The organism is Neobacillus sp. B24 (assembly GCF_055381825.1).
Genome location: NZ_AP035777.1, coordinates 73672 through 94397, shown reverse-complemented (window position 1 = coordinate 94397; position 20726 = coordinate 73672). Strand labels below are relative to the sequence as shown.

The 20726-nt window shown below is 46.3% G+C and carries 13 protein-coding genes, 9 tRNA genes and 4 rRNA genes; all 26 read right to left on the bottom strand.

All coding sequences use genetic code 11. The features are described from left to right. Positions 1-120 precede the first annotated feature (120 nt). Positions 121-1670, bottom strand: a 16S ribosomal RNA gene (locus tag ACZ43M_RS00500). A 179-nt stretch (positions 1671-1849) separates the two neighbouring features. Further along, a tRNA-Ala gene (locus tag ACZ43M_RS00495) sits at positions 1850-1925 on the bottom strand. Positions 1926-1938: 13 nt separating this feature from the next. Continuing rightward, positions 1939-2015 (bottom strand) — tRNA-Pro (locus ACZ43M_RS00490). A gap of 16 nt (positions 2016-2031) precedes the next feature. Beyond that, positions 2032-2108: transfer RNA gene (locus ACZ43M_RS00485), tRNA-Arg, on the bottom strand. Between the two features lie 14 nt (positions 2109-2122). Next, positions 2123-2211, bottom strand: a tRNA-Leu gene (locus tag ACZ43M_RS00480). A 7-nt stretch (positions 2212-2218) separates the two neighbouring features. Then, positions 2219-2293 (bottom strand) — tRNA-Gly (locus ACZ43M_RS00475). Positions 2294-2301: 8 nt separating this feature from the next. Then, positions 2302-2386, bottom strand: a tRNA-Leu gene (locus tag ACZ43M_RS00470). Between the two features lie 9 nt (positions 2387-2395). Next, positions 2396-2471: transfer RNA gene (locus ACZ43M_RS00465), tRNA-Lys, on the bottom strand. Positions 2472-2632: 161 nt separating this feature from the next. Then, positions 2633-2708: transfer RNA gene (locus tag ACZ43M_RS00460), tRNA-Val, on the bottom strand. A gap of 4 nt (positions 2709-2712) precedes the next feature. Next, positions 2713-2787, bottom strand: a tRNA-Glu gene (locus tag ACZ43M_RS00455). Between the two features lie 41 nt (positions 2788-2828). Further along, positions 2829-2945: ribosomal RNA gene (rrf, locus tag ACZ43M_RS00450) — 5S ribosomal RNA — on the bottom strand. 201 nt (positions 2946-3146) lie between these two features. Continuing rightward, positions 3147-6082 (bottom strand): 23S ribosomal RNA (locus ACZ43M_RS00445). Positions 6083-6281: 199 nt separating this feature from the next. Continuing rightward, a 16S ribosomal RNA gene (locus ACZ43M_RS00440) occupies positions 6282-7831 on the bottom strand. The 16S, 23S and 5S rRNA genes sit together here with 9 tRNA genes alongside, the layout of an rRNA operon. A gap of 340 nt (positions 7832-8171) precedes the next feature. After that, the gene (gene lysS, locus ACZ43M_RS00435) at positions 8172-9656 is read right to left on the bottom strand and encodes a lysine--tRNA ligase (RefSeq protein WP_464505579.1); all 1485 of its coding nucleotides are present in this window, start codon (positions 9654-9656) and stop codon (positions 8172-8174) included. 211 nt (positions 9657-9867) lie between these two features. Next, positions 9868-10869 (bottom strand): tRNA dihydrouridine synthase DusB, encoded by a 1002-nt coding sequence (gene dusB / locus ACZ43M_RS00430; RefSeq protein WP_464505578.1) that lies wholly within the window; start codon positions 10867-10869, stop codon positions 9868-9870. 30 nt (positions 10870-10899) lie between these two features. Next, the gene (locus tag ACZ43M_RS00425; protein ID WP_464505577.1) at positions 10900-11106 is read right to left on the bottom strand and encodes a helix-turn-helix domain-containing protein; all 207 of its coding nucleotides are present in this window, start codon (positions 11104-11106) and stop codon (positions 10900-10902) included. Further along, positions 11058-11585 (bottom strand): 2-amino-4-hydroxy-6-hydroxymethyldihydropteridine diphosphokinase, encoded by a 528-nt coding sequence (gene folK / locus ACZ43M_RS00420; protein ID WP_464505576.1) that lies wholly within the window; start codon positions 11583-11585, stop codon positions 11058-11060. Before folK ends, ACZ43M_RS00425 begins: the two co-directional genes overlap by 49 nt. 2 nt (positions 11586-11587) lie before the next feature. Beyond that, on the bottom strand, positions 11588-11947 hold the full coding sequence (folB, locus tag ACZ43M_RS00415) for a dihydroneopterin aldolase (protein ID WP_464505575.1): 360 nt from the start codon (positions 11945-11947) through the stop codon (positions 11588-11590). After that, positions 11940-12785, bottom strand: a complete 846-nt coding sequence (gene folP / locus ACZ43M_RS00410; protein WP_464505574.1) for a dihydropteroate synthase — start codon at positions 12783-12785, stop codon at positions 11940-11942. Before folP ends, folB begins: the two co-directional genes overlap by 8 nt. A 112-nt stretch (positions 12786-12897) precedes the next feature. Next, entirely contained in the window at positions 12898-13827 is a 930-nt protein-coding gene (cysK, locus tag ACZ43M_RS00405; protein WP_464505573.1) for a cysteine synthase A, read from the bottom strand. Between the two features lie 153 nt (positions 13828-13980). Beyond that, complete coding sequence (locus ACZ43M_RS00400) at positions 13981-14877, bottom strand: peptidyl-prolyl cis-trans isomerase (protein ID WP_464505572.1); 897 nt, start codon at positions 14875-14877, stop codon at positions 13981-13983. Positions 14878-14901: 24 nt separating this feature from the next. Then, the gene (hslO, locus tag ACZ43M_RS00395) at positions 14902-15780 is read right to left on the bottom strand and encodes an Hsp33 family molecular chaperone HslO (RefSeq protein WP_464505571.1); all 879 of its coding nucleotides are present in this window, start codon (positions 15778-15780) and stop codon (positions 14902-14904) included. Between the two features lies 1 nt (position 15781). Next, a complete protein-coding gene (locus ACZ43M_RS00390) occupies positions 15782-16579 on the bottom strand; it encodes a type III pantothenate kinase (RefSeq protein WP_464505570.1) in 798 nt (265 codons plus the stop codon). A gap of 113 nt (positions 16580-16692) precedes the next feature. Then, entirely contained in the window at positions 16693-18633 is a 1941-nt protein-coding gene (gene ftsH, locus ACZ43M_RS00385) for an ATP-dependent zinc metalloprotease FtsH (RefSeq protein WP_464505569.1), read from the bottom strand. A gap of 97 nt (positions 18634-18730) precedes the next feature. Further along, complete coding sequence (hpt, locus tag ACZ43M_RS00380; protein WP_464507910.1) at positions 18731-19276, bottom strand: hypoxanthine phosphoribosyltransferase; 546 nt, start codon at positions 19274-19276, stop codon at positions 18731-18733. 4 nt (positions 19277-19280) lie between these two features. Further along, the gene (gene tilS, locus ACZ43M_RS00375) at positions 19281-20684 is read right to left on the bottom strand and encodes a tRNA lysidine(34) synthetase TilS (protein ID WP_464505568.1); all 1404 of its coding nucleotides are present in this window, start codon (positions 20682-20684) and stop codon (positions 19281-19283) included. Positions 20685-20726: the final 42 nt, after the last annotated feature.

The window sequence follows — 20726 nt, the reverse complement described above, 5'->3', positions numbered from 1 at the left end:
TACGATTATCTAGTTTTCAAAGAACGAATAAAAAAGCTTTGAGAGAATAATTCCCTCAAAACTAAACAAACAGAAAACAATCAACGTTTTATTAGTCCGTAAGGACTAACGATTCCTTAGAAAGGAGGTGATCCAGCCGCACCTTCCGATACGGCTACCTTGTTACGACTTCACCCCAATCATCTGTCCCACCTTAGGCGGCTGGCTCCTTACGGTTACCCCACCGACTTCGGGTGTTACAAACTCTCGTGGTGTGACGGGCGGTGTGTACAAGGCCCGGGAACGTATTCACCGCGGCATGCTGATCCGCGATTACTAGCGATTCCGGCTTCATGCAGGCGAGTTGCAGCCTGCAATCCGAACTGAGAATGGTTTTATGGGATTGGCTCAACCTCGCGGTTTTGCAGCCCTTTGTACCATCCATTGTAGCACGTGTGTAGCCCAGGTCATAAGGGGCATGATGATTTGACGTCATCCCCACCTTCCTCCGGTTTGTCACCGGCAGTCACCTTAGAGTGCCCAACTAAATGCTGGCAACTAAGATCAAGGGTTGCGCTCGTTGCGGGACTTAACCCAACATCTCACGACACGAGCTGACGACAACCATGCACCACCTGTCACTCTGTCCCCCGAAGGGGAAAGTCCTATCTCTAGGAGTGTCAGAGGATGTCAAGACCTGGTAAGGTTCTTCGCGTTGCTTCGAATTAAACCACATGCTCCACCGCTTGTGCGGGCCCCCGTCAATTCCTTTGAGTTTCAGCCTTGCGGCCGTACTCCCCAGGCGGAGTGCTTAATGCGTTAGCTGCAGCACTAAGGGGCGGAAACCCCCTAACACTTAGCACTCATCGTTTACGGCGTGGACTACCAGGGTATCTAATCCTGTTTGCTCCCCACGCTTTCGCGCCTCAGCGTCAGTTACAGACCAGAAAGCCGCCTTCGCCACTGGTGTTCCTCCACATCTCTACGCATTTCACCGCTACACGTGGAATTCCGCTTTCCTCTTCTGCACTCAAGTCCCCCAGTTTCCAATGACCCTCCACGGTTGAGCCGTGGGCTTTCACATCAGACTTAAAGGACCGCCTGCGCGCGCTTTACGCCCAATAATTCCGGACAACGCTTGCCACCTACGTATTACCGCGGCTGCTGGCACGTAGTTAGCCGTGGCTTTCTGGTCAGGTACCGTCAAGGTACCGGCAGTTACTCCGATACTTGTTCTTCCCTGACAACAGAGCTTTACGACCCGAAGGCCTTCTTCGCTCACGCGGCGTTGCTCCATCAGACTTTCGTCCATTGTGGAAGATTCCCTACTGCTGCCTCCCGTAGGAGTCTGGGCCGTGTCTCAGTCCCAGTGTGGCCGATCACCCTCTCAGGTCGGCTACGCATCGTCGCCTTGGTGAGCCGTTACCTCACCAACTAGCTAATGCGCCGCGGGCCCATCTGTAAGTGTCAGCGTAAACCGACTTTCAGCTTACCAACATGTGTTGATAAGAATTATCCGGTATTAGCACCGGTTTCCCGGTGTTATCCCAGTCTTACAGGCAGGTTGCCCACGTGTTACTCACCCGTCCGCCGCTAATCAACAGGAGCAAGCTCCCATTGATTCGCTCGACTTGCATGTATTAGGCACGCCGCCAGCGTTCGTCCTGAGCCAGGATCAAACTCTCCAAAAAAGATGAGTTGATTAGCTCATAAAAGTTACGTTGGCTTCATTCCGTTAGGAATGAATAATTTTATTGTTGACGTTTTTGTTTGTTTAGTTTTCAAAGAACTATTTTTCATTGCCGCTTAAAGGCGACTTTCTTATAGTAACAAAGCTAGAATGCAATGTCAATATATTTTTTAAAGAAATTGGTGGAGCCTAGCGGGATCGAACCGCTGACCTCCTGCGTGCAAAGCAGGCGCTCTCCCAGCTGAGCTAAGGCCCCATATTCGTGCAAATGGTCGGGAAAACAGGATTCGAACCTGCGACCCCTTGGTCCCAAACCAAGTGCTCTACCAAGCTGAGCTATTTCCCGAAAGAATAATTTTAAATGGCGCGCCCGACAGGAGTCGAACCCATAACCTTCTGATCCGTAGTCAGACGCTCTATCCAATTGAGCTACGGGCGCATATGAAATTACAATGGTGCCGAGGACCGGAATCGAACCGGTACGGTAGTCACCTACCGCAGGATTTTAAGTCCTGTGCGTCTGCCAGTTCCGCCACCCCGGCAAATAAATGGAGCGGAAGACGGGATTCGAACCCGCGACCCCCACCTTGGCAAGGTGGTGTTCTACCACTGAACTACTTCCGCAACATAAATGGTGCGGGTGAAGGGAGTCGAACCCCCACGCCTTGCGGCGCCAGATCCTAAGTCTGGTGCGTCTGCCAATTCCGCCACACCCGCATATTTAAATGGTGAGCCATGAAGGATTCGAACCTTCGACCCTCTGATTAAAAGTCAGATGCTCTACCGACTGAGCTAATGGCTCATACTATGATGATTCCCTAAATTTTGATTGTGGACGTCAGATGTCCCCGCCTCAGAAAGAATATTCAAGAAGCGGCTCGGCATGTACAACTCGCAGCCTTTTCATAGAAGCTTTGCTCGTTGCTCTACCAACTGAGCTAATGGCTCATACTTTAATTTAAGTGGTGGAGGATTACGGGATCGAACCGCCGACCCTCTGCTTGTAAGGCAGATGCTCTCCCAGCTGAGCTAATCCTCCGAAATGGTGACCCCTACGGGATTCGAACCCGTGTTACCGCCGTGAAAGGGCGGTGTCTTAACCGCTTGACCAAGGGGCCAACTATAATGTAGACAAAATAATAGCCCCAAAAGGGGCTTAGCCCGGCAACGTCCTACTCTCACAGGGGCGCTTGCCCCAACTACCATCGGCGCTGAGAAGCTTAACTTCCGTGTTCGGTATGGGAACGGGTGTGACCTTCTCGCCATAGTTGCCAGACTATTCTTTTGAGGTTTCATTCCCTCAAAACTAGATAATGCAGAAGAAGTTTCAGTAAACCGAATAATCATTTTGACTTGTCTAGCTTTGGCTCCTAACTTCTCGGCCGTTTCGGTCCGTCCCAACAAATCCAAAATCGGGATTTGCCGTGCCGGCCCTCCAACGTCTGTCGAAGTTGGACAGTCGCCTCCGCTTTTCTATTTGGTTAAGTCCTCGATCGATTAGTATCAGTCAGCTACACATGTCACCATGCTTCCACCTCTGACCTATCAACCTGATCATCTTTCAGGGATCTTACTAGCTTGACGCTATGGGAAATCTCATCTTGAGGGGGGCTTCATGCTTAGATGCTTTCAGCACTTATCCCGTCCGCACATAGCTACCCAGCATGCCTTTGGCAAGACAACTGGTACACCAGCGGTGCGTCCATCCCGGTCCTCTCGTACTAAGGACAGCTCCTCTCAAATTTCCTGCGCCCACGACGGATAGGGACCGAACTGTCTCACGACGTTCTGAACCCAGCTCGCGTACCGCTTTAATGGGCGAACAGCCCAACCCTTGGGACCGACTACAGCCCCAGGATGCGATGAGCCGACATCGAGGTGCCAAACCTCCCCGTCGATGTGGACTCTTGGGGGAGATAAGCCTGTTATCCCCGGGGTAGCTTTTATCCGTTGAGCGATGGCCCTTCCATGCGGAACCACCGGATCACTAAGCCCGACTTTCGTCCCTGCTCGACTTGTAGGTCTCGCAGTCAAGCTCCCTTGTGCCTTTACACTCTACGAATGATTTCCAACCATTCTGAGGGAACCTTTGGGCGCCTCCGTTACTCTTTGGGAGGCGACCGCCCCAGTCAAACTGCCCACCTGACACTGTCTCCCACCCCGATCAGGGGTGCGGGTTAGAATTTCAATACAGCCAGGGTAGTATCCCACCGACGCCTCCACCGAAGCTGGCGCTCCGGCTTCTCAGGCTCCTACCTATCCTGTACAAGCTGTACCAAAATTCAATATCAGGCTACAGTAAAGCTCCACGGGGTCTTTCCGTCCTGTCGCGGGTAACCTGCATCTTCACAGGTACTATAATTTCACCGAGTCTCTCGTTGAGACAGTGCCCAGATCGTTACGCCTTTCGTGCGGGTCGGAACTTACCCGACAAGGAATTTCGCTACCTTAGGACCGTTATAGTTACGGCCGCCGTTTACTGGGGCTTCGATTCAGAGCTTCGCTTACGCTAACCCCTCCTCTTAACCTTCCAGCACCGGGCAGGCGTCAGCCCCTATACTTCGCCTTGCGGCTTCGCAGAGACCTGTGTTTTTGCTAAACAGTCGCCTGGGCCTATTCACTGCGGCTCATCACAGCTATTCACCGTAATGAGCACCCCTTCTCCCGAAGTTACGGGGTCATTTTGCCGAGTTCCTTAACGAGAGTTCTCTCGCTCACCTTAGGATTCTCTCCTCGCCTACCTGTGTCGGTTTGCGGTACGGGCACCTTTTATCTCGCTAGAGGCTTTTCTTGGCAGTGTGGAATCAGGAACTTCGGTACTATATTTCCCTCGGCATCACAGCTCAGCCTTATGTGAGAAGCGGATTTTCCTGCTTCTCAGCCTAACTGCTTACACGCGCATAACCAGCAGCGCGCTTACCCTATCCTCCTGCGTCCCCCCATCACTCAAACGATAAAGAGGTGGTACAGGAATATCAACCTGTTGTCCATCGCCTACGCCTTTCGGCCTCGGCTTAGGTCCCGACTAACCCTGAGCGGACGAGCCTTCCTCAGGAAACCTTAGGCATACGGTGGACGGGATTCTCACCCGTCTTTCGCTACTCATACCGGCATTCTCACTTCTAAGCGCTCCACCAGTCCTTACGGTCTAGCTTCAACGCCCTTAGAACGCTCTCCTACCGCGGACACCAGACGGTGTCCACCCACAGCTTCGGTGATACGTTTAGCCCCGGTACATTTTCGGCGCAGAGTCACTCGACCAGTGAGCTATTACGCACTCTTTAAATGGTGGCTGCTTCTAAGCCAACATCCTGGTTGTCTAAGCAACTCCACATCCTTTTCCACTTAACGTATACTTTGGGACCTTAGCTGGTGGTCTGGGCTGTTTCCCTTTTGACTACGGATCTTATCACTCGCAGTCTGACTCCCACGGATAAGTCATTGGCATTCGGAGTTTGTCTGAATTCGGTAACCCGATGAGGGCCCCTAGTCCAAACAGTGCTCTACCTCCAAGACTCTTACTACGTGAGGCTAGCCCTAAAGCTATTTCGGAGAGAACCAGCTATCTCCAAGTTCGATTGGAATTTCTCCGCTACCCACACCTCATCCCCGCACTTTTCAACGTGCGTGGGTTCGGGCCTCCATCCAGTGTTACCTGGACTTCACCCTGGACATGGGTAGATCACCTGGTTTCGGGTCTACGACTACATACTATGACGCCCTATTCAGACTCGCTTTCGCTGCGGCTCCGTCTTTTCAACTTAACCTCGCATGTAATCGTAACTCGCCGGTTCATTCTACAAAAGGCACGCCATTACCCATGAATGGGCTTTGACTACTTGTAGGCACACGGTTTCAGGTACTATTTCACTCCCCTTCCGGGGTGCTTTTCACCTTTCCCTCACGGTACTGGTTCACTATCGGTCACTAGGGAGTATTTAGCCTTGGGAGATGGTCCTCCCTGCTTCCGACCGGATTTCACGTGTCCGGCCGTACTCAGGATCCACTCAGGAGGGAACGAAGTTTCAACTACAGGGCTTTTACCTTCTACGGCTGGCCTTTCCAGGCCGCTTCATTTACCCCGTTCCTTTGTAACTCCATGTTGAGTGTCCTACAACCCCGAAAGGCAAGCCTTTCGGTTTGGGCTGTTCCCGTTTCGCTCGCCGCTACTCAGGGAATCGCGTTTGCTTTCTCTTCCTCCGGGTACTTAGATGTTTCAGTTCCCCGGGTCTGCCTTCCATACCCTATGTATTCAGGTAAAGATACTGCTCCATTACGAGCAGTGGGTTCCCCCATTCGGAAATCTCCGGATCAAAGCTTACTTACAGCTCCCCGAAGCATATCGGTGTTAGTCCCGTCCTTCATCGGCTCCTAGTGCCAAGGCATCCACCGTGCGCCCTTTCTAACTTAACCTAAAAGGTTTTACTCTAACATTCATTAGAGAGAAAAACTAAAATGGCGATCACTCGGTTTTTACTTGGTTACTTCTTCTTACGATTATCTAGTTTTCAAAGAACGAATAAAAAAGCTTTGAGAGAATAATTCCCTCAAAACTAAACAAACAGAAAACAATCAACGTTTTATTAGTCCGTAAGGACTAACGATTCCTTAGAAAGGAGGTGATCCAGCCGCACCTTCCGATACGGCTACCTTGTTACGACTTCACCCCAATCATCTGTCCCACCTTAGGCGGCTGGCTCCTTACGGTTACCCCACCGACTTCGGGTGTTACAAACTCTCGTGGTGTGACGGGCGGTGTGTACAAGGCCCGGGAACGTATTCACCGCGGCATGCTGATCCGCGATTACTAGCGATTCCGGCTTCATGCAGGCGAGTTGCAGCCTGCAATCCGAACTGAGAATGGTTTTATGGGATTGGCTCAACCTCGCGGTTTTGCAGCCCTTTGTACCATCCATTGTAGCACGTGTGTAGCCCAGGTCATAAGGGGCATGATGATTTGACGTCATCCCCACCTTCCTCCGGTTTGTCACCGGCAGTCACCTTAGAGTGCCCAACTAAATGCTGGCAACTAAGATCAAGGGTTGCGCTCGTTGCGGGACTTAACCCAACATCTCACGACACGAGCTGACGACAACCATGCACCACCTGTCACTCTGTCCCCCGAAGGGGAAAGTCCTATCTCTAGGAGTGTCAGAGGATGTCAAGACCTGGTAAGGTTCTTCGCGTTGCTTCGAATTAAACCACATGCTCCACCGCTTGTGCGGGCCCCCGTCAATTCCTTTGAGTTTCAGCCTTGCGGCCGTACTCCCCAGGCGGAGTGCTTAATGCGTTAGCTGCAGCACTAAGGGGCGGAAACCCCCTAACACTTAGCACTCATCGTTTACGGCGTGGACTACCAGGGTATCTAATCCTGTTTGCTCCCCACGCTTTCGCGCCTCAGCGTCAGTTACAGACCAGAAAGCCGCCTTCGCCACTGGTGTTCCTCCACATCTCTACGCATTTCACCGCTACACGTGGAATTCCGCTTTCCTCTTCTGCACTCAAGTCCCCCAGTTTCCAATGACCCTCCACGGTTGAGCCGTGGGCTTTCACATCAGACTTAAAGGACCGCCTGCGCGCGCTTTACGCCCAATAATTCCGGACAACGCTTGCCACCTACGTATTACCGCGGCTGCTGGCACGTAGTTAGCCGTGGCTTTCTGGTCAGGTACCGTCAAGGTACCGGCAGTTACTCCGATACTTGTTCTTCCCTGACAACAGAGCTTTACGACCCGAAGGCCTTCTTCGCTCACGCGGCGTTGCTCCATCAGACTTTCGTCCATTGTGGAAGATTCCCTACTGCTGCCTCCCGTAGGAGTCTGGGCCGTGTCTCAGTCCCAGTGTGGCCGATCACCCTCTCAGGTCGGCTACGCATCGTCGCCTTGGTGAGCCGTTACCTCACCAACTAGCTAATGCGCCGCGGGCCCATCTGTAAGTGTCAGCGTAAACCGACTTTCAGCTTACCAACATGTGTTGATAAGAATTATCCGGTATTAGCACCGGTTTCCCGGTGTTATCCCAGTCTTACAGGCAGGTTGCCCACGTGTTACTCACCCGTCCGCCGCTAACCAACAGGAGCAAGCTCCTATTGATTCGCTCGACTTGCATGTATTAGGCACGCCGCCAGCGTTCGTCCTGAGCCAGGATCAAACTCTCCAAAAAAGATGAGTTGATTAGCTCATAAATGTTACGTTGGCTTCATTCCGTTAGGAATGAATAATTTTATTGTTGACGTTTTTGTTTGTTTAGTTTTCAAAGAACTATTTTTCATTATCGCCCAAAAGCGACCTTCTTATCTTACCAAGTTATCAACTTAAAGTCAACAACTTTTTTTGTTTCTTTGCTGGAGACAAACTGTCTCGCAACAACGTTTATTAATATACCACCTATATTAATTTCGTGCAATAGTTTTTTCTGCAATATTCCTAAGTTCTAATTTTCACACTTTTTCACTTGTTAATTCAAAAAAAGTGCCGGATGTCGGCACTTTTTTAAAAACATATTATTTATGACGCATTAATGGGAATAACAATACATCACGGATCGACGGTGAATTGGATAGTAACATCACTAAACGATCGATACCAATTCCAAGTCCCCCAGTAGGAGGCATACCGTATTCCAAGGCTTCGATGAAGTCTTCATCCATCATATGAGCCTCATCATTACCTTGCTCCCGCTCTTTAAGCTGTGCTTCAAAACGCTCGCGTTGGTCGATTGGATCATTTAGCTCGGTGAATGCATTGGCATGCTCACGGGCGACAATGAATAATTCAAAGCGATCGGTGAAGCGTGGGTCTTCTTCGTTCTTCTTGGCAAGTGGAGATATTTCTACTGGATGGCCATAAATGAAGGTTGGCTGGATTAATTTCTCCTCTACCTTCTGCTCAAAGAATTCGTTGACAATATGACCATAAAGCATATGCTCATTTATTTCAACGCCATGTTCTTTGGCATGCTGGCGTGCCTCATCAACGCTCATTTCCTTCCAGAAATCAACGCCTGTGTATTCCTTGATGGCATCAACCATATGAAGTCTTTTCCATTCAGGCTTCAGGTCGACTTCATATTCACCGTATTGGATGGTCGTTGTTCCCAAAACATCCTGGGCGATATGGGCAATCAGGTTTTCTGTCAAACTCATAATATCACGGTAATCAGCATACGCTTCATAAAGCTCAATCATTGTAAACTCAGGATTGTGGCGGGTAGACACACCCTCATTACGGAACACGCGGCCAATTTCATACACTTTTTCAAGACCGCCGACAATCAGGCGCTTTAAGTGCAATTCGATGGCAATTCGCATATATAGCTCCATATCAAGTGCATTATGATGGGTAATAAACGGACGCGCTGAAGCTCCACCGGCAATACCATGCATCATTGGCGTTTCCACTTCCAAATATCCGTGATCATCCAAATAACGGCGCATCGATTGAATAATCCGGCTGCGGGTGATAAACGTCTGCTTGCTTTCCTGGCTCATAATTAAATCCAAGTAACGCTGACGATAACGCTGCTCAACATCCTTTAAGCCATGGAATTTGTCGGGCAGCGGGCGTAATGCTTTACTTAAAAACACAAAGTTTTCAACTTTAATAGATAGCTCACCGACTTTTGTTTTGAATAATGAGCCATGGACACCCACGATATCCCCTAAGTCAGCTGAATCAAATACCTCATACTGTTCTTCGCCAACGGCATCCTTGCGCACATAGATTTGGATTTGACCATGCAAGTCCTGAACATGGGCAAAGCCAGCTTTACCTTTGCCGCGTTTTGTCATTATTCTGCCAGCAAGCGAAACGGCAACGTTCTTTGCCTCTAGCTCTTCCTTATCTATCTCATTGTATTGTTCAATTAATTCCCGGGTGCTGTGGGTACGATCGAAACGCTTGCCAAATGGATCAAGGCCATTATCACGCATCGATTGCATTTTTTCACGTCTGACCCTTAACTGGTCATTTAACTCTTCATGATTCACGACTAATCAACTCCAATTACTTCTTAAGTATGTAAACCGCCATATAACCGCGCCTTGTCATGTCTAAACTGCACACTTCTATTATTTTACACAATCTCGTGAATTCAGACATCTAAAATTACTTAAAATAAATAAAAACTGCCAGTTCTCCACTGGCAGTTTGCATTGTAAACAAAATTATTATAGGAAATGACACGGTTAATGTCAAATTTTAGCCGACAATGGCCTGGTCCGTCTCTTTTGCTTCTGCCTCGAAGGCAAGGTCATTCAATACGGTAACCAGTTGGTCACGAGTGTCACATTCATTGATGGCATTGCGGATATTTGCATTGCCGCGGATCCCTTTTAAGTACCAAGCCGCATGCTTGCGCATTTCGCGGACAGCAATGTGTTCATTTTTGAGAGCAATTAGACGGTCTAAGTGAAGGATACAGACATCCATTTTTTCACGAACAGATGGCTCATCCATCAATCTACCAGTTTCCAAGTATTGAACCGTGCGGTAAATCATCCATGGATTGCCTAGTGCAGCACGCCCGATCATGACCCCATCGACACCTGTTTCATCAATCATTCGTTTTGCATCCTGCGGTGTTAGCACATCACCGTTACCGATAATCGGAATGTTAACCGCCTGCTTTACTTCACGGATAATATCCCAATTCGCTTTCCCTTCGTACATTTGCACCCGGGTGCGGCCATGGAGGGCTACTGCCTTTCCACCGGCTTTCTCTACCATTTGTGCATTTTGCACTGCGTAAACATGATCCTCATCCCAGCCCATGCGCATTTTCACGGTAACGGGTTTTTCAACCGCGTCGGCAACAGCGGAAACCATTTCATAAATCTTGTTTGGGTCCAACAGCCATTTGGCTCCAGCATCACATTTTGTGATTTTTGGAACCGGACAGCCCATGTTGATATCAATTATATCTGCATTTGTGTTTTTATCCACAAACTTCGCCGCTTCTACAAGCGTTTCTTTTTCACCGCCAAAAATTTGTAAGCTTAACGGCTTTTCACGTTCATCTATATAAAGCATATTCATTGTTTTTTCATTTTTAAACATAATTCCTTTGTCACTGACCATTTCAGCACAAACCAATCCCGCGCCAAATTCTTTGACTGTCAGGCGAAAGGCAGAGTTACAGACACCGGCCATCGGTGCCAGCACAACAGGATTCTTCAATTCAATATCACCAATTTTCAGCATGTAAAACCTCCTATCCTTGATTGATAGTATCTAATCCTTCGGTGCCAAATCATCAATCGTTATTTTTAAACTCTGAGCAATCTTCTTTAGCAAGTCATCCGCAGGCAAGCGATTGCCTCGCTCTATTTCTCCTAATATCGAGACCGAGACTCCCAGTTCTCTTGAAAAACTTTCTTGTGTATAGCCCTTCAGTTTTCGATAAGCGCGAATACGTCTTCCCCATTTTTCCGTTTCCATATTCTGACTCCTTCTTTATCAGGTAATTCGGTGACTAATACATCTAGAGGCTTTCCCATCGCCGAGATATGAAGATCAGGTTTGATTTCATGGAGTGGAATCATTACAAACGCCCGCTCACATATGCGGGGGTGCGGAACAGTTAACGTCTCTGTTTCAATCGTTTCTTGATTAAAAGTTAAAATATCAAGGTCAAGTGTCCGCGGACCCCATCTTATTTCCCTCTTCCTGCCAAGTTCCAGCTCAATTCGCAAACATCTTTCCAGCAATTCCATGGCAGTTAAAGCTGTCCTAACCTCAATAACCATATTTAAAAATAGATCTTGTTCCACATAACCAACCGGATCGGTTTCATAAATTGAGGAATAATTGACCAACTCAATATCCTGCGTGCCGGTCAAACGAGTTATTCCATTCATCATATTATCATAACGATTTTCTATATTAGAGCCAATGGCAATAAATGCTGTGTTTTCCACCTTTATCTTCCCCTTGTGATTTCTACAGCGGCTGACTTGTAATGTCCGGGAATTGGCGGGTCGGGTTTGATCACCTTCACCGTCACTTCAGCGATAAGCGGAAATCCTGCCAGCACACTTGAGGCGATTTTTTCAGCAACAGACTCCACGAGCTTATAGGGCTTTCCTTCGACAATTTCTTTGCAGACTCCATACAGTTCTCCGTAATTAACGGAATGCTCAAGTTCATCGCTTTCTCCCGCCTGTCTCAAATCTAATGACACCGTTAGGTCAACAGCAAATCGTTGACCAAGAACATTTTCTTCCGGAAAAACACCATGGTAGCCGTAAAACTGCATTTCGTTGACATATATCTTATCCATTAAGTTCACCTTTTCCCATCAAAGCATCCATCATTTTGGCCATCCTGCTCATCTCTTTGACATCATGAACACGAACCATTTGGCAGCCCTTCTGAATACCGTAGCAGACCGTAGCTCCGGTCCCTTCCATTCGTTCATCCACCGGCAGATTTAATGCCTGACCAATCATCGTTTTTCTTGACGTCGCCAACAAAACCGGATAACCGAGATTCACGAGCTTGTCCAGATTTTGCATCATCAATAGGTTTTCTTGATAGTCCTTAGCAAAACCAATGCCTGGGTCAAGAATAATATTCTCATCCTTCACTCCTGCTTTTTTTACAATGGATATGCTTTCATAAAAATCATTTAAAACATCTCTGATAAAGTATTGATAATCTCGATTTTGGCGATTATGCATCAGGATAATCGGCACATTGTACTCCGCAGCAACAGCACCCATTTGCTCATCTGCCTTTGCGCCCCAAATATCATTGATAATATGGGCACCAGCCTCAATCGCCTGCTTGGCTACTTCCGCTTTATAGGTATCAATTGAAATTGGCACCTGGACATTTTCTTTTATTGCCTGAATAATCGGGATGACTCGCTCTAGCTCCTGTTGTGCAGAAACCGCAGCAAAGCCCGGCCTTGTCGATTCACCGCCGATATCAATAATATCAGCGCCATTTTCAACCATTTCCCGGGCATGTTCAACCGCCCTGTCGATTGCATTGTATTTACCACCATCAGAAAAGGAATCGGGAGTGGCATTGAGGATTCCCATAACAATGGTTTTTTTCGTCATGTCTAATGTAAATGGACCACACTTGATTATCGGTTCAAAAGCTGTATTCATCCCATTTCCCCCTTTAAATTTTTCACTTCCTTTATCATACATTAAAAACAATATCCTACACAAAAAAAGACATCGGCTTAGCACCGATGCCACTTTAGCTATATTTTTTCATTTATTCTGCATCATATTGATAAAGTGGTGTACTTAAATAACGCTCACCGTTATCAGGGATAATAGCCAACACTTTCTTGCCTTTACCTAATTGTTTCGCTACCTGTAAGGCTGCAGAGATGGCTGCTCCAGAAGAAATACCGCCAAGAATTCCTTCTTCACGCGCCGCACGGCGGGATGCTTCAAACGCTTCTTCGGTAGAAATTTTAATGATTTCATCATAAATATCTGTATTTAAAGTGTCAGGAACAAAGCCTGCGCCAAGACCTTGCAATTTATGCGGTCCAGGGTTGCCGCCTGATAGAATCGGAGAATCGTTTGGCTCAACTGCAACGATTTTTACATTTGGAAATTTCTCGCGAATGACACTGCCGGCACCTGAAATCGTTCCACCCGTACCAATTCCGGAAACAAACGCATCAAGCTGATCCATTTGTTCAACAATTTCCTTACCTGTTGTTTTGCGGTGTACCTCTGGATTTGCCTGGTTTTTAAATTGCTGCGGCATGAAATAACCCTTTTCATTTGCTAAGCTTTCAGCGCGGGCAATCGCACCTTTCATCCCTTCAGGTCCAGGAGTTAACACAAGCTCAGCACCATAAGCACGAAGCAGGTTACGTCGTTCTAAGCTCATTGTTTCTGGCATAACAAACACGGCTTTGTAGCCTTTTGCTGCTGCCACCATTGCTAAGCCAATTCCAGTATTTCCACTGGTTGGTTCAATAATGGTATCAACACCTGGCTTGATTAGGCCTTGCTCTTCTGCTGCTTCAATCATTGACAAGCCAATTCTGTCTTTCACGCTGCTGCCAGGGTTGAAGTATTCAAGCTTCAAATAAACCTCTGCGCTGTTTTCATCTACTAACCTGTTTAGTTTTACAATCGGTGTTTGCCCGATTAAATCGGTAATTGAATTTGCTACACGAACCATATGTTGCACCCCTATCTACACTCTATTCCGAGTATTTTTATTGGATTTATCAATATATTCAATCTACCAGTATTATACATGTTTTGTCAATCACTTTGATTGATGAAATTTGTGAATTTTTTCTAAAAGAAAAACACAGAACAACTCTGTGTTTTAGTTCTCGTCTTTAGAATTGCCGTAAAACCATTCGACTTTAGCCGCTTTCCAGAAGGTTGTTGCCGAGGCAGGTGTTTTCATTTGTTCCAACGCAATTTGCCTGCGAATTTGGTCCTTTACATCCCCATAGGAGAACTTCTTTCCGCTGACCTTCCCTTGAAGCTGCAATAGGACATAGCCGGCATCCACTTTTATTGGCTTCGAGTATTTTCCTTTTTTTAGCTTCTTTACCGTGTCAATATACAGTTTTGGATACTGCTCGTCCCCTTCTGTAATATAACCTATATCGCCGCCTTCATTCGCAGAAAATTCATCTATGGAACGTTCCATCGCCAAGGCGGAAAAACTTGAGCCTTGTTTTAGTTCATTATAGGCAGAGTCGGCATCCTTCTTTGTTTTTACGATAATTTGCGCTATATGGTAGGCTTCAGGAACATCGAATAGGTGTTTATTTTTGTCATAATAGCTTTTGATTTCCTTTTCGGAAATGTTAACATCTTTTGTTAAAAGCTCTTCTAACAGCAGGGTGCTGCGAATTTGTTCTTTCCACTCTTTATCGTCAAGCTTGGAATTTGGGCCGAATGAAGTATTGGTCGCTTGCAGCATCCGGAACTCGCGCTGTACCTCTTGGTCCGATATTTTTATCTTTTCTTTTTTGGCCATTTCCTGGACGACCTGCTCATTTATTAAGTCCCGCAGTACATCCTTGCCATAGCGTGATTCTAATTCGTTTAACCAATCCTGCCTGGTAATGGCCTTGTTTCCGATGGTAGCTACTGCTTCATCATTGGCCGCACCGCCTGCCTCACTTGCCTTTGATAGAAAAAAGGCAATGGTTAAACAGTTCAGCATGATAAGACCGGCAATTACCATCCAAAGCTGCTTCTTCCCCAACCTGATCTCCCCTTGCGTAGCAACTTACTTGACTTCTTTTTTTAGCTCTTCCAATTCTTCTTTTGTAAATAGGTATTTTTCGTTGCAGAAGTGGCAGTGGGCTTCCGCTTGGCCATCTTCTTCGATCATATCGGTGATTTCTTTGGCACCGAGGCCGACTATGGCATCAGCAAAGCGTTGTTTGGAACAGGTGCATTGAAATTTGACCGGCATGGTTTCAAGAATTTTAACAGACTCATCGCCAAACAACTCAGCTAATAATTGTTCTGGTGTTAGTCCTTGCTCAATTAATTTTGAAACAGGCGGAATGACTTTTAACCGTTCCTCGAGCTTTGTAATGATTTTATCATCTGTACTCGGCATAATTTGAATGATAAACCCTCCTGCTGCCAGGATAGAGTCGTCTGGGTTAACCAATACCCCCACGCCAACTGATGATGGTGTCTGCTCCGAGGCAGCAAAATAATAGGTGAAATCCTCACCCAGCTCACCTGAAACAAGCGGAACCTGCCCAGAGAAAAAGTCACGCATCCCAATATCCTTAACAACCGCCAATAAGCCGTTCGTGCCGACCGCACGGCGGACATCAAGCTTGCCATGTTCATTAGCTTCAAAATCCACCTGTGGGTTAGTAACGTAACCACGGACTTCACCCTTGGCATTGGCATCGACCAATATCGGACCCAACGGACCCCCGCCATCAATTTTAATTGTCAACATTTCGTCGCCCTTCAGCATGGCACCCATCATCGCCCCTGCTGTCAACGTACGGCCAAGGGCAGCCGATGCTGTCCGCCAGGTTTGATGGCGCCGCTGCGCCTCGCTTACCATCTCGGTTGTCCGCACTGCATAAGCGCGGATGCTGCCATTAAAACCGAGTGCTTTTACTAAATAATCGTTCATATTAAACCCCTTTCTCGCTATTGTTTCTTAGGTTATCCACGTTTCGTTTATAAATTAACTGCAATCCCTTTAAAGTTAAGAATGGATCAACTACATCAATGATTGTTGATTCTTGGGCGATTAAAGTGGCAAGGCCTCCAGTGGCAATAACAGTTGGCATCTTTTCGCTCTGTGCCACCATCCGTTTTACGATTCCCTCGACTTGTCCAACGTAGCCATAAACAATGCCTGCCTGCATCGCTGCCACTGTGTTCTTGCCGATTACACCGTCAGGGCGGACAATTTCAATTCGTGGCAATTTGGCTGCTCTCGAATACAAAGCCTCCGTTGAGATGCCAATACCAGGGGCAATTGCACCGCCCATATATTGACCCTGTTCATTCACATAACAATACGTTGTTGCTGTCCCGAAATCAACAATTATCAACGGACTCCCATACTCGTGAATTGCCGCGACGGCATTGACAATACGGTCAGCCCCGACTTCCCTTGGATTTTCATATTTGATATTTAAGCCAGTCTTTATTCCAGGGCCGACAACTAACGGTTTTACATGAAAATACTTTTGGCACATTCTTTCTAAAGCAAACATGATTGGCGGAACAACGGAAGAAATAATAATACCGTTAATATCGGTAAATTTCAGGCCCGAAAAATCAAACAGGGCTTTGATGTTCATCCCAAACTCATCTTCTGTACGGTTGCGGCTCGTCTCAACGCGCCAGTGGTATTTTAGTTCATCATTGTCATATACGCCCAAAACAATATTGGTATTTCCCACGTCAATAACAAAAATCAAATCTATCACTCACTTTTAAAGGATTTTTCGTAGCTCCACATGAAAACATAATACCATAATATTTTTATTAGCGAACAAAAGAGTGCCTCTTTTCGAAGCACTCTTTTTAAGGTTTATTTGTTTGTATCATCTGAAGAGCTTTCGTCAGAAGGAGTCTCTTCCTTTTTTGTATTGATGTTTACTTTTACGTCATCAGACTTTTTCATATCGATTACAACAGATTTAAGTTCCTCCGGATTCTCCGGTAAGCGGCCATTCTCCACTAAATACCTTATTTGTTCAGCATTTAATGTTTCCACTTCCAACAAAGTTTTCGCGATTAAATCAAGCTTATCACGATTCTCGGTAAGAATCTGTTTACATCTTGCGTACGATTCTTTAATAATCCGTTGAATTTCAAGGTCGATTTCATAAGCAATTGCATCAGAATAGTTTTGTTCATTGTGAAGATCACGTCCAAGGAAAACTTGACCTCCTGATTGTTGACCGAACTGCAGCGGGCCTAGCTTATCACTCATACCAAATTCTGTTACCATCCGGCGGGCAATGCCTGTTGCACGCTGGAAGTCATTGTGAGCTCCGGTGCTGACTTCACCAAAGACAATCTCTTCTGCTACACGTCCACCTAATAAACCAACAATTTTATCAAGCAGCTCAGGCTTTGTCATGAAGTAACGATCTTCTCTTGGAAGCATTACAGCATAGCCGCCAGCCTGACCGCGCGGTACAATCGTTACCTTATGAACCATATCCGCTTCATCGAGCACTAAGCCGATAACCGTGTGGCCGCCTTCATGGAAAGCAACAATCCGTCTTTCCTTCTCTGAAATAACCCGGCTCTTTTTCGCTGGGCCGGCAATAACCCGGTCTGTGGCTTCATCGATATCGACCATTTCAATTTTCTTTTTATTTTGTCGTGCGGCCACAAGGGCTGCTTCATTTAACAAGTTTTCAAGGTCTGCGCCTGAAAAACCAGGAGTGCGCATTGCAATATTTTTCAGATTGACTGCCTCATCCAACGGCTTATTTCGGGCATGTACCTTTAAGACAGCCTCGCGGCCATTGACATCCGGACGGTCAACAGTGATTTGACGGTCAAAACGTCCTGGACGTAATAACGCTGGGTCTAAAATATCCGGACGGTTTGTTGCCGCAATGATGATAATTCCTTCATTGGCTCCGAACCCATCCATTTCAACCAACAATTGGTTCAATGTTTGTTCACGCTCATCATGGCCGCCGCCAAGACCGGCACCACGCTGGCGCCCTACCGCGTCAATTTCATCAATAAAGATGATACATGGCGCATTTTTCTTTGCATTTTCAAATAAATCACGGACACGGGATGCACCGACCCCGACAAACATTTCAACGAAATCCGATCCACTGATAGAGAAGAACGGTACGCCCGCCTCACCGGCAACCGCACGGGCCAGCAAGGTTTTACCAGTACCCGGAGGTCCGACCAGCAGCACACCTTTTGGAATTCTTGCCCCAAGTTCAGCAAACTTTCGCGGATCTTTTAGAAATTCAACTACTTCGACCAATTCGGCCTTTTCTTCATCTGCACCAGCAACATCTCTAAAACGAACCTTTTTCTTATCATCGTTATAGAGCCTTGCTTTGGACTTGCCGAAGTTCATGACTCGGCTGCCGCCGCCTTGTGCCTGATTAAGCAAGAAGAAGAATAAAATAAAGATAATCACAAACGGAATGATAGATGTGAAAAAGGTAACCCAGCCGCTTGTTTCCTTCGCCGGCATTACGTCCACTTTGGCATCGGAATTCTGAACAGTGTCAAGAATACTTTCGCCGTTTGGGATATAGGTGATAAATTTCTTATCGTTCGCTTCGAGCGTACCACGAATCTCAAATACCCCTCGTTCAGGCTGCATCGTAAAGGATTTTACTTCCTTACTTTCCAGCTGTTCCACAAACTTATCGTAAGAGATTTGGTCAGTGGGCTCATTGCTTCCATTAAAAAAGCTGACAACGCCTATAATGACTAAAAATATCAATAAATAAAAGATGGTATTACGGAAAATCCGATTCATCTCTTACCTCCTCCCGCGGGTAAAAACTATATTAAATAGTATCATAGAAAATCTTGTAAATTCAAGGATTTGCCCTTGTGAGAACGGGACTTTTGGTTTATTCATTGCTGCTGTAAACGCTCGGTTTCAAAACCCCGATATACGGAAGGTTCCGGTATTTTTCGATGTAATCTAATCCATATCCTACGACAAATTCATCTGGGACAATAAACCCGACATAATCTGCTTTGATCTTGCTTTTTCTGCCAGTTGGTTTATCAAGCAGTGTGACAATCTTAATTGATTTTGCCTTCCGGTAGCGGAATAAATCAACCAGATAACTTAGAGTCAAACCACTGTCAATAATATCCTCGATAATCAGGATATCCCGTCCTTCAACGGACGTATCCAAATCCTTCAGGATTTTTACCTCACCGGAAGATTTCATTGCTGTTCCATAGCTGGATACATCCATGAAATCCATTTCCAAATAGCAATCCATTCGCTTCAATAAATCAGCCATAAATGGCATCGCGCCTTTAAGGACGCCGATCGCTAACGGAAAGCGGTCCTTATACTCCTCCGTCAATTGGGCTGCTAGCCCCCTTATCTTCTCCTGAATTTCCTCTTCTGAAACTAATACCTTTTCAATATCCTGGTTCATCATCCTATGTGCCCCCTAGAAGATCATTACCTACGTATGTGAGTAGTATATATGGTTTTCCTGCTGTCTCGATTCCTTCAAATGATGACTTTTTTAATCCTGGAAGCCAGAGAATATTTCCATTTCGATCGGTTATGACTGGCCAGACATCACGGTCATAAACCGGAACTTTATGGTCGATAAAGATATCTTTTAACTTTTTCGATCCTGTCATTCCTTTTAATGTCATTCGGTCCCCTTTGCGCCTGGTTCGAATAATCAGCGGCCAATTTACCGAATCTGAAGAAAACAATGCTGTCTGCCCTGCACAATTCGGCTTTTCATCATTTGTATAGCCGGCTGTGATTACCCCCATAGAAAATGTTACTGACCCCGGCCCATTAAGTTGAATGGAGTATTCTTGCGCCTCAATGTGCTGAAATTGAAAGCTCAGCTCACGATACGACCGATATACTTTTAAATCACCCGGAAAATCAAGTTCTCCTGACGGTCCGCCATAATGGATTAAGTATACTATCTGATCAATATGTACAGCGGAAAGAGCGGCCGGTTTAACCTTGTAAAGATAGTTTAATATTAGTTGAATCCCTCTTCTTTGTAAAGGTAAAGGCATTTTAAGAAATTCATCAATGTCAATGGTTATTTTGCCTGTTTCTCTTTTTTTCACTACTGTATTCATATTTTGGATTGTTAATTCCTGCAGAAACGATTCATCACTTTGCAATTCCTCACTAAAACGCTGGAAATGTTCATGTACATGCGGATTTTCCTTCTTTAAAAAAGGAAGAACCTCATGGCGGAAACGATTCCTGCTATAGGTATTCTTTTCATTGCTCGGGTCCAATCTAGGGGTAAGCTCGTGCCTTTGACAATAATCAAGAATCTCATTCTTGGTCAAACACAAAAACGGCCGGATAATGGTCCCATTACCAAAGGGACGTGTGAACAACATTCCTGCTCGTGCTATCCCAGTACTGCCGCGTGTGAATCGCATTAGCATCGTTTCCATTTGATCATCGCCGTGATGAGCTAGTGCAAGATAGGGAGCGTCATACTGCTCCATAACTTTTCCATAAAAGTCATATCTCGCCTCTCTTGCGGCCAGTTGACTGCTTTTCCCTTCAAGCTTCATTTTTTCCGGGATATTGATTCTTACCATTTCGAAGGGAATTCCAATTTTTTCGCAATAATCCTTAACGAATAATGCATCCTCAAATGACTCTCGACCACGAAACATATGATCAACATGAGCCACGATGATAGTCAGCTGTCTTCTTTCCTTTGTCTGATTAAGGAAATGGAGCAACGCTAATGAGTCAGGCCCCCCGGATACACCGACAACGATTTTTTTATGGTCCAACTTGAATGAATGGCGCTTAATAAAGGCCTCAACCTTACCTTCCAACATATCCTTACACCTTACTTGCCAAATTTACTTTTTTTTAGAATA